The organism is Vibrio sp. qd031 (assembly GCF_002100145.1).
Lineage (GTDB): Bacteria > Pseudomonadota > Gammaproteobacteria > Enterobacterales > Vibrionaceae > Vibrio.
This window is the reverse complement of the sequence record NZ_JXQD01000004.1, coordinates 118,202-132,194: the sequence shown is the minus strand read 5'-3', so window position 1 is coordinate 132,194 and position 13,993 is coordinate 118,202. Positions and strand designations below refer to the sequence as shown.

The window sequence follows — 13,993 nt, the reverse complement described above, 5'->3', positions numbered from 1 at the left end:
TATTCCTAAAAAAGCCGGGCTATATGCCCGGCTAACGATTTATCTTATTAAGAACTACGCAAGTAGATCGTTTGCTGTGTTAACAACGTTTTCAACGGTAAAGCCAAACATTTCGAATAGCTGACCTGCTGGTGCAGATTCGCCAAATGTTGTCATACCGATAATGCGGCCATCAAAACCAACGTACTTGTACCAGTAATCTGCAATGCCCGCTTCAATGGCAATACGTGCAGTCACGTCAGACGGAAGTACTGACTCACGGTATGCTGCGTCTTGCTTATCAAATGCATCTGTTGATGGCATTGAAACAACACGTACTTGCTTGCCTTCGGCAGTAAGCTTGTCTGCTGCATTAACCGCTAGTTCAACTTCTGAACCTGTTGCAATCAAAATTAGCTCAGGCTTAGCTGCGCAATCTTTAAGGATGTAAGCACCTTTTGCAATATCAGCAACTTGCGCCGCATCGCGATCTTGTTGAGCAAGGTTTTGGCGAGAGAAAATAAGTGCGGTAGGACCGTCTTTACGCTCGATAGCCAATTTCCATGCTACTGCAGATTCAACTTGGTCACATGGACGCCATGTGCTCATGTTTGGTGTTACGCGAAGTGAGGCCATTTGCTCAACCGGTTGGTGAGTTGGACCATCTTCACCTAGACCGATAGAGTCGTGCGTGTAGACTTGGATGTTTTGAATCTTCATCAATGCAGCCATGCGCATTGCGTTACGTGCGTATTCCATAAACATAAGGAATGTTGCGCCGTAAGGTACGTAACCGCCGTGTAGCGCTAGGCCGTTCATGATGGCCGTCATACCGAATTCACGCACACCGTAGTGGATGTAGTTGCCCGATGCATCATCAGCACTCAGTGATTTAGAACCAGACCACATAGTGAGGTTTGAAGGTGCCAAGTCAGCAGAACCGCCCATGAACTCAGGAAGCATTTGACCGAATGCTTCAAGTGCATTTTGTGATGCTTTACGAGACGCGATGTTCGCTGGGTTTGCTTGAAGATCAGCAATAATTTGAGCTGTTTTTTCTTCCCACTGAGCAGGAAGCTCACCACTCATGCGACGCTTGTATTCAGATGCAAGCTCTGGGTAAGCAGCAGCATACGCAGCAAACTTCTCATCCCATGCCGCTTCTTTAGCTTTACCCGCCTCTTTTGCATCCCACTCGCCGTATACGTCAGCCGGGATTTCAAATGGACCGTGCTCCCAACCAAGGAACTCACGTGCCGCTTTAATTTCGTCTTGGCCAAGTGGTGCACCGTGACAGTCGTGTGAACCGGCTTTATTAGGAGAACCAAAACCAATGATGGTCTTAGTACAGATAATAGTAGGACGTGGATCCGCTTTTGCAGCAACGATAGCGGCGTTAATGGCGTCAGGATCGTGACCGTCAACAGCAGGAATTACGTGCCAGCCGTACGCTTCAAAACGCTTCGGAGTATCGTCAGAGAACCAACCTTCAACGTGACCGTCGATAGAGATGCCGTTGTCATCCCAAAATGCAATCAGCTTGCCTAAACCAAGTGTACCCGCCAAAGAACACGCTTCGTGCGAAATACCTTCCATCAGACAGCCATCACCCATGAATGCATAAGTGTAGTGGTCAACGATGTCGTGGCCTTCTTTGTTAAACTGAGCCGCTAGAGACTTCTCAGCCAATGCCATACCAACAGCGTTGGTGATGCCTTGGCCTAGTGGACCTGTGGTCGTTTCGATGCCAGGGGCGTAACCGTACTCTGGGTGACCTGGAGTTTTAGAGTGCAATTGACGGAAGTTTTTTAAATCGTCAATCGATAGCTCGTAACCTGTAAGGTGCAATAGAGAGTAAATAAGCATAGAGCCATGGCCGTTCGACAAAATAAATCGGTCGCGGTCAAACCACTCTGGGTTGGTTGGGTTGTGCTTTAGATGATCGCGCCAAAGGACTTCAGCGATATCAGCCATACCCATTGGTGCACCTGGGTGACCTGAGTTGGCTTGTTGTACTCCATCCATGCTTAGTGCGCGAATAGCGTTGGCTAATTCTTTACGAGACGACATGTCTGCTCCTGATTGCGTATGCGTTAATGACGGGGAGAGGCAAGTTACAACATGCACTCCACGTCATGGTGGTGAAATATTTGTCACATTGTCGCAAAGGGCAATTAGCTGTGCAATCGCTTTGCCTCTACAAACTGCACCAAATGAACTTTTTTTTTAAAAAATCACCACTTTTGTTTGAATTGCGATGTGATCTAGCGCAAACGTTTGGTTATCACATAGATCAAAAAATGACTTGTAATTCACACTTCGAATCATAGAATAGACGTCTAGATGTAGAAACAGCTACACACCTAATATGACAGAGGTCGTTTTGTTACTTTAACGACCTATGACCAAATTTGTTTATTGGAGCAAACATGGCTAAGCACCTTTTTACTTCTGAATCAGTATCAGAAGGTCATCCCGACAAAATTGCCGATCAGATTTCAGATGCGGTACTTGATGCGATCTTAGAACAAGATCCAAAAGCACGCGTTGCCTGTGAAACGTACGTTAAGACCGGCATGGTTATGGTGGGTGGTGAAGTCACCACTTCAGCATGGGTAGACATTGAAGAGCTTACTCGTGAAACCGTTCGTGAAATCGGCTACGTTCATTCAGACATGGGTTTTGACGCTGACTCTTGTGCAGTACTCAATACCATTGGTAAGCAATCGCCAGACATCAACCAAGGTGTTGATAAAGCCGATCCTAAAGATCAAGGCGCTGGTGACCAAGGTATCATGTTTGGTTACGCGACTAACGAAACTGAAGTATTGATGCCTGCGCCAATCACTTACTCTCACTTGCTGGTACAAAAGCAAGCGGAAGTTCGTAAAAACGGCACGCTGCCGTGGTTGCGTCCAGATGCTAAGTCTCAAGTGACCTTCCAATACGACCAAGGTAAAATTGTTGGTATCGATGCAGTTGTGCTGTCTACTCAACACTGTGACAGCATCTCGACTCCAGATTTGCGTGAAGCGGTAATGGAAGAGATCATCAAGCCGGTACTTCCTGCTGAATGGCTAAACAAAGAGACAAACTTCTTCATTAACCCAACTGGCCGCTTTGTAATCGGTGGACCTATGGGTGACTGTGGCCTTACTGGCCGTAAAATCATCGTAGACACTTACGGCGGTGCAGCTCGTCACGGTGGCGGTGCATTCTCTGGTAAAGATCCTTCAAAAGTTGACCGTTCTGCCGCTTATGCAGCACGTTACGTTGCTAAAAACATTGTGGCTGCTGGCCTTGCAGATCGTTGTGAAATTCAACTTTCTTACGCTATCGGTGTTGCTGATCCAACCTCAATCATGGTTGAAACGTTCGGTACAGAAAAAGTGCCACACGACATCATCATTGAAGCGGTTCGTCAAAACTTCGATTTACGCCCATATGGCCTACAAGAGATGCTAAATCTTCTTCAACCTATCTATAAGAAGACAGCAGCTTACGGTCACTTTGGTCGCGAAGAGTTCCCATGGGAAGCGACAGACAAAGCGGAAATCCTAAAAGGATTCGCAGGTCTTTAAGAGCGCCAAATAATGACTTCTAACACCTCGCCAAGTGCGGGGTGTTTTTTTATCTCCATACACAACTTTTACCTTTTGCCCTCGCTTCTCGCTTCTCGCTTCTCGCTTCTCGCTTCTAAACACTAGCTCCACATACCTTTTCCAAACTATTCCCGTAAAAAATTTGTGTTTTCCTCATTTGGGTTCATAGTTAACATGATGTAATAATAATTTACATAATGTTAACACCTATTTTTTATGGGGAATTTCTGGTGGCCGATTGCTGTCGTCCACTGCTACGAGAATTAATCAGGAGGATTTATGCCTCGTACCGCAGAACCGAACGATTTTAAAAAATCGAAACCGGGTGAAGAGTACGCTCGTACTCTGCCTTGCAATAAAGTCGGGTATACCGAACCCTTTCATTGGCTCGCGCTAGGAATGAATGATCTAGTTCGCTCACCCATTATCAGTGCCTTTTACGGAATATGCTTTGCCGCAGCCGCCGTAGGTATTGTGTATTTAGTTCATATCCAAGGAACGCACTTAGTTATTCTGCCAAGTTTGATTGTGTATATGTTAATTGGGCCATTTTTAGCTCTGGGGTTGTACGATGCTAGCTGGCAACGTGAGAAAAACCGCAAACCTAGTCTTGCTCACAGCGTAAAAGCCATTACCAGAAACTCAACCTCACAGTGGGGCTTCGCCGTGTTGTTGATGGTCGCAATGATATTTTGGATGCGAATCGCGGCGCTATTGCACGCTCTCTATCCGCCAGTTGAAGGCGCAGGATTAGCTGAGTTTGCACCTTTCCTCATTGTGGGATCAGTCGTTGGTTTTATATTGGCGACCTTTATTTTTAGCATATCGGTATTTTCAATGCCGCTGATGCTAGAGCGTCGCGTAGACATGATGACCGCAATTTTCACCAGCTTTAATGCCGTTAAGAATAACGCAGCAACCATGTTGGTGTGGGCGGCGATTATTTGCGGTGGTGTACTCATTGGCTTCGCAACTTATGGTATTGGTATGATCATAACAATGCCAATATTAGGGTACGGTACTTGGCATGCGTACCACGCAGTGATACAAAAAAAATCCACACCGCCACCCTACTAATGCGCTTTTATAGTTCAACACGTTTACGTTACACTACGGCCTCTTAATAAGAGGCCGTTTTTTTGAAGTTACCATCGCCAGCGCAATCTCAACTTGAGCATATTGAACACTGCATAAGCCAACAGGTACAAAAGGCACAGCAGCATTTTCAACGTTCATTTGAACGACCGACATTCAGCTTTAAACTTCGAGGGCGTGCTGCGGGTAAAGCGTATTTACATCTCAATCAATTGCGTCTAAACCCAGTGCTATTTGTGCAAAACGAGGCTGAGTTTTACAGCGATGTCATTCCTCATGAAATCGCACACTTACTGGTTTTTTCGTTATATGGGCGAGTGAGACCTCATGGGCCAGAATGGCAGCATATGATGCAAGAGGTCTTAGGTGTACCGGCACATACACGCCACCAGTTTGATGTAACCGATGTTATGGGTAAAACCTTTGCCTACCGCTGTGGTTGCGATACGCATCAATTGACCATTAGGCGGCATAACAAAATAGTCCGTCAACAAACTCGCTATCGCTGCACCCGATGTGGTGATGAACTACAGCACGTGAGTTAGTGCTCGCCGCAAGTTAAACGTAAGTGATAGTATTCAAACTAAAGCCACCCTTTAGTTGTAAAATGATTAGCCGATGTATCGCTTATTTGTCCTTTTAGTTACCGTCCTTGTTTCCTATACAGTAAGTGCCGCACCACCAGTTTCCTTTTCTCAAGCGAAGCGATTAGCTGTGGGTATTTATGCAGATAAAGCCGAAAGCTTTTACTGCGGTTGCGATATCGAGTGGCAAGGCAAAAAGGGCATCCCAGATTTAGCCAGTTGCGGTTATGAAGTTAGAAAACAACAAACCAGAGCAAACAGAATAGAATGGGAGCACATTGTCCCTGCGTCTAACTTTGGTCGTGCCAGACAGTGCTGGCAAGAAGGTGGTCGAAAAAACTGCGTCAAAAATGACCCGGTTTTCGCCGTGATGGAAGCCGATATGCATAACCTCACTCCAACCATTGGCGAAGTGAATGGTGACCGTTCTAACTACAATTTTAGTCAGTTTTCACAGCCTCAACCTCTATATGGCCTTTGCGACTTCAAAGTCGACTTTAAAACGCGACAAGCCGAACCCCGAGATGACGTCAAAGGACAGGTTGCTCGCGTTTATTTTTACATGTACGACCGTTATGGTCTAAACATGTCTAAATCTCAGCAGCAACTTCTTATGCAGTGGGACAAAAATTACCCTGTGACAGAATGGGAGCGTGAAAAGGACCAGAGAGTGTCTAGCTTCATGGGCCACAATAATCCGTTTGTTACGGGTGAGCAGCGCTGGCAACTTGATCACCAAAACACTCAACAAGGTCTGGCCAATGTTAAAGAGCTGGCATCGTCTAGCGAGATAATTGTGGTTAGAGGAAACACAAATTCTAAGGTCTATCATTTACCGGAAGGTTGTCCAAGTTACAATCAAGTAAGCAGCAACAACATTGTCAACTTTAACTCTGAAGCATTAGCAAAAGCTGCGGGGTATCGTAAAGCAGGAAACTGCAAAGGATAGCGCTCACCTTTACGAGCGCTCATTGCAAGGCTTCATCCTTTCTGAACGTTCTCCTCGATATATGCTCACTCCTTCTATCTTTCAATTTTTACTGTTGAATAGACTGATAATTTCTTGAAACTCCTTGTAATTCGTCTCAGTTGTGACCATGTTAGAGAGTAAAGTTACAAGCAAGGATATTGATGTGCGAATTCCACGTATCTATCACCCCCAGCCAATTGACACACTGGGTTCACTTCCGTTAAGTGACGATGCCTCTGGGCACGTTGGTCGAGTTCTTAGAATGAAAGTTGGCCAGCAATTAGAACTCTTTGACGGTACTGGATGCCAGTACTCGGCCACCATCACCGAAGTAACTAAAAAGCAGGTGTTGGTTGACGTCACCGACAAGACTATCCGCAGCAGTGAATCTCCGTTAGACATTCACCTGGGGCAAGTTGTCTCTCGTGGCGATAAGATGGAATTTACCATTCAAAAATCCGTTGAGCTTGGTGTCAATACCATCACACCACTGATATCTGAACGCTGCGGAGTAAAACTCGATACCAAGAGGTTTGAAAAAAAGCTTAGCCAATGGCAAAAGATCGCTATTGCCGCGTGTGAACAGAGTGGGCGCAATATCGTTCCTGAGATCCGCCCTATAATGCAACTCGAGCAATGGTGCGCCGAAGAGTACGATGGTCTAAAATTAAATTTGCATCCACGCGCTCAATACTCGATCAATACCCTACCCGAGCCAGTAGAGAAAGTACGTCTTTTAATTGGACCTGAAGGTGGGTTATCTGCCCAAGAAATAGAGATGACTGAGCAATACCAATTTAGTGAAACCTTGCTTGGTCCTCGCGTATTAAGAACAGAGACCGCTGCGTTGACGGCAATAACAGCGCTACAAGTTCGCTTTGGCGATCTTGGATAACGACCGATTTTGTTAGGCACAGGCCTAAGTTTAGGAGAACAGAATGTTAAAACTTGGAATTGTCATGGACCCTATCCAGTCCATCAATATTAAAAAAGATTCCAGCTTCGCAATGATGCTTGAAGCACAGCGCCGTGGTTATGAAATCCACTATATGGAAATGGCCGATCTTCACTTAGAGCAAGGTGTTGCTATTGCCGATACTAAGATCGTGACACTAAAAGAAGATCCCAATGGATGGTACGAATTTACCTCGGAACAAACCATTGAACTGTCTGAACTCGATGCGGTATTGATGCGCAAAGATCCTCCATTCGACACTGAGTACATCTATGCGACCTACATTCTTGAGCGCGCAGAAGAGCAAGGCTCTCTGATCGTAAACAAACCACAAAGCCTGCGTGACTGTAATGAAAAACTCTTTACCGCGTGGTTCCCAGAATTAACGCCAACGACCATCGTTACTCGCAAGGCTGAGAAAATTAAGCAATTTCAAGCTGAGCATGGTGACGTAATTCTAAAACCCCTAGATGGTATGGGCGGCTCTTCGATTTTCCGCGTGAAACAGGGCGATCCTAATGTGTCTGTGATCATCGAAACCCTCACCAATCACGGTGAAACCTACGCTATGGCGCAAACCTTTGTTCCCGACATAAGCAACGGTGACAAACGCATTCTAGTGGTCGATGGTGAACCAATGCCTTACTGCCTAGCGAGAATCCCTGCCAAAGGCGAAACGCGTGGCAACCTAGCAGCTGGTGGCCGAGGCGAAGCTCGACCGCTCAGTGAAACCGACAAAAAGATTGCACTTGCTGTCGCCCCTGCTCTTAAAGAGAAAGGACTGATCTTTGTTGGCTTGGATGTGATTGGTGATAAGTTAACTGAAATCAATGTTACCAGCCCCACCTGCATACGTGAAATCGAAGCGGCTTTTGATATATCCATCACAGGTAAATTAATGGATGCTATTGAACGTCGAGTAAACGCCAAGGCTTAATCGATTTAAAGGAGAGGGATATGAATTTAAAGAATCATTTTCTAGTGGCGATGCCAAGCATGGTTGATCCCTACTTCAAGCAGTCGGTCATCTATGTGTGTGAGCACAACGATGAAGGTGCGATGGGCATTATGATCAACGCCCCCATCGACGTGACTGTCGAAAAAATGCTGCAACAGGTGGACGTCGATCCTGTCCACCCACAAATCAAAGTCGATAGCTTAAAACAGAAAGTGCTTAATGGTGGCCCCGTTTCTGAAGACCGCGGCTTCATTTTGCACATACCAAAAGATGACTATCAGTCCAGTGTTCAAATGACAGATGGACTTGCGATGACCACGTCCAAAGATATTCTCACCGTATTAGGCACAGAAGCGGAGCCTAAACAGTACTTGGTGGCATTAGGCTACTCGGGTTGGGAAGCGGGTCAACTTGAACAAGAGATGGTAGAAAACTCTTGGTTAAGCATTGAAGCAGACAACGACATCATCTTCGATACACCTATTGATGAACGCTGGCGTAAAGCGCTAACAAAACTCGGTATTGATGCCGCGAATCTATCTGCGGAGTCTGGTCACGCATGAGTTCTAGAAGCATTATGGCGTTCGATTTTGGGACCAAAAGTATCGGCTCGGCCATAGGTCAAGAAATTACCGGTACAGCAAGCCCTCTAAAAGCGTTTAAAGCCAACGATGGGATCCCTAATTGGGATCTCATTGAACAACAAATCAAAGAATGGCAACCAGATTTACTGGTTGTGGGGCTACCAACGGATCTTCAAGGTAAAGCGCTAGAGTCAATTACCCCACGCGCTAAAAAGTTTGCTAACAGACTTCATGGTCGCTTTGGATTACCTGTAGAGCTCCACGATGAGCGACTATCTACTGCCGAAGCTCGTTCGGAGCTGTTTGAGATGGGCGGCTATAAAGCCCTTTCAAAAGGAAATGTGGATTGCCAATCTGCCGTGGTGATTCTAGAAAGTTGGTTTGAGTCTCGGTGGGACAGTTAAAACACTGTCTTATTGATTACTATTTTTAGCTAACCTAATTGAGGTTTAATACCCTTTATATCCCCCTGATCGTGTTCGTTGAACACAGCCACAGCAGCAATCCTGCTGTGGCTGTGGCACACTTTTATTGATTAAAATAGTCCGCTCTTTGGATCAACACTTCACCCCAACCCTAAGATTTAAAAGTAGTTTTTGATAGAGCGACGTGACTTATAGGTCGCCGTGCGGAAAAAGCATGCTTAACGCCTAATTATGTGTTATTTGTACAGTAGTATAGGTAAACACATAGACGGTAGAAGCATGGATAGCTCTCGTTATAATGTTGGGAAAACGTTGCTCGGTTACGCCTTAGCATGTGGGCTTTTTGGCACATATGCAGGACGGGTTTGTCCAATGTTGGAAACTCTCACTTTAACTGAGGTTTATACACATTGCGGTGTTGTATTTACCATTCTATTTGGCACTCGCCACACTATTTCTCGAACACTTAAGTCATTTCAAACCACCAGCTTTGCTCTATTAGACACCATATTATTCTTGGTAGCTGGGGTTCTTCTGGCCACGTATTACAACCTAAATTATCAATTTACCGTCGACAGTAATGCCAAGGTGGTGTTTGGATTCTGCATGTTCGGTTTCTTTACTGGGCTATTACTCGAGCTTGATGCAAAAATTGACAGCGTTCGATGGGCAAACGCATCAGAGCCGTCTTTAACGCACTCCTCAGGCGAAAGGCGCTCAATGGTAAAACAGGCCATTACGCTGGTCGTCTTAATGTTTATCGCTCTTTCAGTTTCGCTGACTATGGTCGGTGTGAAAGGGGTGTTTTGGCTTGAACACAATCCCGCGCAATTACTAGAGGGCAGCGGAAAAATTAGTGTAATCAAAGAGTTTCTATACGTAGCATTGGTTTTAATGAGCTATGGAATAAGCATCATGCACTTATGGCGAAAGTGGATGTCACTCATTCTTGAAAGCCAGGAAATCGCGCTTTCAAAAGTAACCCACGGTGACGTCGCGCAACGCCTTCCAATTCACAATAATGATGAAATCGGGGCAATAGCAACCATGACCAATAGCATGTTGGATGCACTGCAGCAAACGCAAAATGAAGTCACCATCACCAGAGATGTTGCTATAGTCAGTCTTTCGGCTCTCGCCGAGTCTCGTGATAACGAAACGGGGGCACATATTTTACGCACTCAAGAGTATGTTAAAGCCTTAGCCCAGCAAATGGCTAAGCAACAGAAATATGCTGTTAAGCTCACGCCCGACTACATTGAACTGCTCCACAAATCTGCGCCTCTGCACGACATAGGCAAGGTGGGCGTGCCTGACTCTGTGTTACTCAAACCTGGAAAACTGACTGCTGATGAGTTTGAAACGATGAAGCTGCACCCCGTTATCGGTGCTAAAGCGCTTTCGATTGCAGAAAGCCAGATGGGAAGCAGCTCGTTTTTGCATGTTGCTAAAGAGATATCGCTAACACATCATGAAAAGTGGGATGGAAGTGGTTATCCATACGGGTTAACCGGTGAAGAAATCCCTTTATCTGGAAGACTTATGGCTTTAGCTGATGTGTACGATGCGCTCATTTCCAAGCGTGTTTACAAACCCGCATTCTCACATCAGAAAGCACTCGCCATTATCGTCGAAGGTAGAGGTACACACTTTGATCCTGACGTGGTGGATAGTTTCTTAAAGATTGGAGCTGAATTCGTCGAGATTGCTAGGAAATTTCAAGATGGCCACCAGCAGTCTGCGGCTTAATCCTCACTTCTGGAATACGGTACTGATCCCTGCGCCGATACCGGCCCATTTTCGCTTGCGAAGATGTACCGGTAGCTAAGATTCACTACCGTGAGGTGCTTGCTTCGCAACCACCGCACGGTATTGCACTGAACTCTACCCATATCAATCGTCACATCGGCCAATGAGCCACTGGCAGTGCGAAGCTGCAGTGTCTAATCCATATCGATCTGCACATTGGCAAGCGAGCCACTCGCGATGGCGTCGCCACGCTGGGTTTTGATCATCAATCGTAAATCGTTAGCAGAGTCGGCACTGTGCATGGCTTCCTCCTCGGTGATCTTATCGTCAATCACTAATTGGTACAGAGACTGATCAAAAGTACACATGCCAACTTCATTAGATTTCGCCATCGTAGTTTTAAGTTCGTGAGTCTCCCCTTTACGGATTAAATCGGACACTCTTGGGCTATTAAGTAAGATCTCAAACACGCCGTGCCGCCCTTCGCCACTTTTATCCCGCAGCAACTGCTGACCAATGACACCTTTGAGGTTTAGTGAAAGATCCAGCAAAAACTGATCGCGTCGATCTTTAGGCACTAAGTGCATGATCCGCTCTAGGGCTTGGTTGGCGTTATTGGCGTGTAATGTTGCCATACACAAGTGCCCTGTTTCAGCAAAGGTCATCGCATATTCCATGGTTTCTCGGCTGCGGATTTCACCGATCAAAATCATGTCTGGCGCTTGCCTGAGCGAGTTTTTTAGCGCCACTTCGTAACTTGCAGTGTCTAGCCCAACTTCACGTTGAGTTACGATGCAGTTTTGATGCTCATGAACAAATTCGATAGGATCTTCAACCGTTAGTATGTGGCCGCTACGATGTTGATTTCGATAACCAGTCATCGCTGCCATCGTGGTAGATTTACCCGACCCGGTGGCGCCCACTACTAAGATCAATCCTCGCTTAGCAACAGCAAGATCTTTCAAAACGTCCGGTAATTTCAACTGTTCAAAGGTAGGGATCTCAGTTTCGATCCGGCGGATCACCGCCCCTGGTAACTCACGCTGGAAAAAGGCACTGACCCTAAATCGGCCACCATCTCGCACTATGGCGAAATTGGACTCTCGCGTCTCGCGGTAATCTTTGCGACGATCATTATCCATCATCGAATCGAGCAGCGCCGTGACACCAGACTGATGTAATTTGTCGCCATTGGCGCGAAGCTCACCGTCGACGCGAAACAAACACGGAGCGCCAACAGTAATATAGACATCGGAAGCCTTTAAGCTCACCATGGTGTCCAGCATTTGTTTGAGTTCCATTATCGTGCTCCTAAGCTAAAAGCTTCCGCTATCAAGACCAATTTTTTGTTCGACTTCGCTACGCTCAACCTCGCCTTTCATCATTAACTGTTTGCCCGCTTGCTCCATTGTGGTCATACCCAGCGTTGCACCGGTTTGAATGATTGAGTACATCTGGGCAACTTTATCTTCTCGAATGAGGTTACGGATGGCTGGATTAGCGATCATTATTTCGTGACAAGCCACTCGTCCTCCCCCCGTTCGCTTAAGTAATTTTTGAGCAATAACAGCGCGCAACGATTCCGATAACATTGAACGTACCATGGCCTTATCGGCACCTGGAAACACATCAATGATCCGGTCAATCGTCTTAGCGGCCGAACTAGTGTGGAGCGTACCAAACACGAGGTGACCGGTTTCTGCTGCAGTAAGCGCGAGACTGATGGTTTCTTGATCTCGAAGCTCGCCCACTAATATAACGTCTGGATCTTCACGCAACGCAGAACGAAGTGCCGCTTTAAATGAGTGGGTATCGCGATGCACCTCACGCTGGTTGATTAGGCACTTTTTGTCTGGATGAACAAACTCAATAGGATCTTCAATGGTCAATATGTGTTTGTTGTGGTTCTGATTAATGTAATCCACCATTGCGGCCAACGTGGTTGATTTACCCGACCCTGTAGGTCCAGTCACTAACACCAAACCACGTTCATAATTGGCGATCTGCTCAAAAACCTCAGGGCAGTTGAGCTGCTCAAGGCTTGGGATTTCGACAGGGATGGTACGAAACACTGCCGAGCAGCCTCTTGCTTGATTAAACGCGTTCACGCGAAAACGCCCAACCTGAGGTAATTCAAAGGAAAAGTCGACTTCCAGCTTTTCTTCAAACTCAGCACGCTGTGCGTCGTTCATGATTTCGAACACCAATTTGTGCACATCAGAATGTGAAAACGCAGGAACACCTAATTTGCGAACATCGCCATCAATGCGCACCATTGGAGGAACTCCCGCAGAAAGGTGTAGATCTGAGGCATTATGCTTTACACTAAAATCCAATAACTCAGCAATATCCATCTAATTTCCTTATAAAAACTGATATGAGCACAATCCAACACAATTTAGACTCGCTTAATCGCGAATTGAACAGCTTTGAAGCTAAGTTTGGTCGCCCAACCGGCTCTGTGCAACTTTTGGCGGTAAGTAAAACCAAACCTATAGAAGCCATCGAGCAGGCAATCGAGGCGGGGCAACGCTGCTTTGGCGAAAACTACGTCCAAGAAGGTGTTGATAAAATTCAATATTTTAACGAACACTATACCGAGAAAAATCTCGATTGGCACTTCATCGGCCCCATCCAATCGAACAAAACTAAGCTTATCGCTGAAAATTTCGACTGGGTTCACTCTATCGATCGTGAAAAAATAGCCAAAAGACTCAGCGATCAGCGTCCATCAGAGATGGCACCTCTTAATGTGCTTATTCAAGTGAATACCAGCGGCGAACAGAGCAAGTCTGGTATAGACCCGAAAGAGGTACTGAAGCTCGCTCAATACATTGACGCCCTGCCTAATCTTAAGCTTCGCGGATTAATGTCTATTCCCGCAAATGTTACCCAATATAGCGAGCAACTTGCCGCATTCAACGCGTTGAAAGACTTGAAAATCTCGCTCGAAAGCACCATCAACAGTATAGATACATTATCCATGGGTATGAGTGGCGATATGCAAGCCGCGGTAGAAGCAGGAAGCACTATGGTTCGCATAGGCACCGCAATCTTTGGTGCTCGTGACTACAGTAACCACAATTAGATTA

The 13,993-nt window shown here is 46.1% G+C and carries 12 protein-coding genes and 1 pseudogene; 10 read left to right on the top strand and 3 right to left on the bottom strand.

Features of this window, described 5'->3' with window-relative positions; all coding sequences use genetic code 11:
* Positions 1-54: 54 nt before the first annotated feature.
* Positions 55-2,049, bottom strand: a complete 1,995-nt coding sequence (tkt, locus tag ST37_RS03650; RefSeq protein WP_084883886.1) for a transketolase — start codon at positions 2,047-2,049, stop codon at positions 55-57.
* 359 nt (positions 2,050-2,408) lie between these two features.
* On the opposite strand from tkt, the gene metK reads away from it, so the two are divergent.
* The 9 genes and pseudogenes from metK to ST37_RS03605 all read left to right on the top strand — a co-directional run bounded on the left by metK (position 2,409) and on the right by ST37_RS03605 (position 10,901).
* On the top strand, positions 2,409-3,560 hold the full coding sequence (metK, locus tag ST37_RS03645) for a methionine adenosyltransferase (protein WP_084883885.1): 1,152 nt from the start codon (positions 2,409-2,411) through the stop codon (positions 3,558-3,560).
* A 300-nt stretch (positions 3,561-3,860) separates the two neighbouring features.
* The gene (locus ST37_RS03640) at positions 3,861-4,658 is read left to right on the top strand and encodes a DUF2189 domain-containing protein (protein ID WP_084883883.1); all 798 of its coding nucleotides are present in this window, start codon (positions 3,861-3,863) and stop codon (positions 4,656-4,658) included.
* A 62-nt stretch (positions 4,659-4,720) separates the two neighbouring features.
* A complete protein-coding gene (locus ST37_RS03635; protein ID WP_084883882.1) occupies positions 4,721-5,221 on the top strand; it encodes a SprT family zinc-dependent metalloprotease in 501 nt (166 codons plus the stop codon).
* Between the two features lie 73 nt (positions 5,222-5,294).
* Positions 5,295-5,966, top strand: a pseudogene (locus ST37_RS03630) (endonuclease); the annotation flags it as partial.
* Between the two features lie 427 nt (positions 5,967-6,393).
* Positions 6,394-7,125, top strand: coding sequence for a 16S rRNA (uracil(1498)-N(3))-methyltransferase (gene rsmE, locus ST37_RS03625; protein WP_084883879.1), 732 nt, complete (start codon positions 6,394-6,396; stop codon positions 7,123-7,125).
* 43 nt (positions 7,126-7,168) lie between these two features.
* Positions 7,169-8,122 carry a glutathione synthase gene (gene gshB, locus ST37_RS03620; RefSeq protein WP_084883877.1) on the top strand — a complete coding sequence of 318 codons (954 nt, stop codon included), beginning with the start codon at positions 7,169-7,171 and terminating at the stop codon, positions 8,120-8,122.
* A 20-nt stretch (positions 8,123-8,142) separates the two neighbouring features.
* Complete coding sequence (locus tag ST37_RS03615; RefSeq protein WP_084883876.1) at positions 8,143-8,706, top strand: YqgE/AlgH family protein; 564 nt, start codon at positions 8,143-8,145, stop codon at positions 8,704-8,706.
* Entirely contained in the window at positions 8,703-9,131 is a 429-nt protein-coding gene (ruvX, locus tag ST37_RS03610; protein ID WP_084883874.1) for a Holliday junction resolvase RuvX, read from the top strand. Before ST37_RS03615 ends, ruvX begins: the two co-directional genes overlap by 4 nt.
* A 300-nt stretch (positions 9,132-9,431) precedes the next feature.
* Positions 9,432-10,901 carry an HD domain-containing phosphohydrolase gene (locus ST37_RS03605; RefSeq protein ID WP_143698115.1) on the top strand — a complete coding sequence of 490 codons (1,470 nt, stop codon included), beginning with the start codon at positions 9,432-9,434 and terminating at the stop codon, positions 10,899-10,901.
* Between the two features lie 194 nt (positions 10,902-11,095).
* Here the strand turns inward: ST37_RS03605 and ST37_RS03600 are convergent, their stop codons facing one another.
* Positions 11,096-12,202 carry a PilT/PilU family type 4a pilus ATPase gene (locus tag ST37_RS03600; protein ID WP_084883871.1) on the bottom strand — a complete coding sequence of 369 codons (1,107 nt, stop codon included), beginning with the start codon at positions 12,200-12,202 and terminating at the stop codon, positions 11,096-11,098.
* A 15-nt stretch (positions 12,203-12,217) separates the two neighbouring features.
* Entirely contained in the window at positions 12,218-13,255 is a 1,038-nt protein-coding gene (locus ST37_RS03595) for a type IV pilus twitching motility protein PilT (RefSeq protein WP_084883870.1), read from the bottom strand.
* A gap of 23 nt (positions 13,256-13,278) precedes the next feature.
* Here ST37_RS03595 and ST37_RS03590 point away from each other — a divergent pair, with 23 nt between their 5' ends.
* Positions 13,279-13,989, top strand: coding sequence for a YggS family pyridoxal phosphate-dependent enzyme (locus ST37_RS03590; protein WP_084883869.1), 711 nt, complete (start codon positions 13,279-13,281; stop codon positions 13,987-13,989).
* The last annotated feature ends 4 nt before the right edge of the window (positions 13,990-13,993 follow it).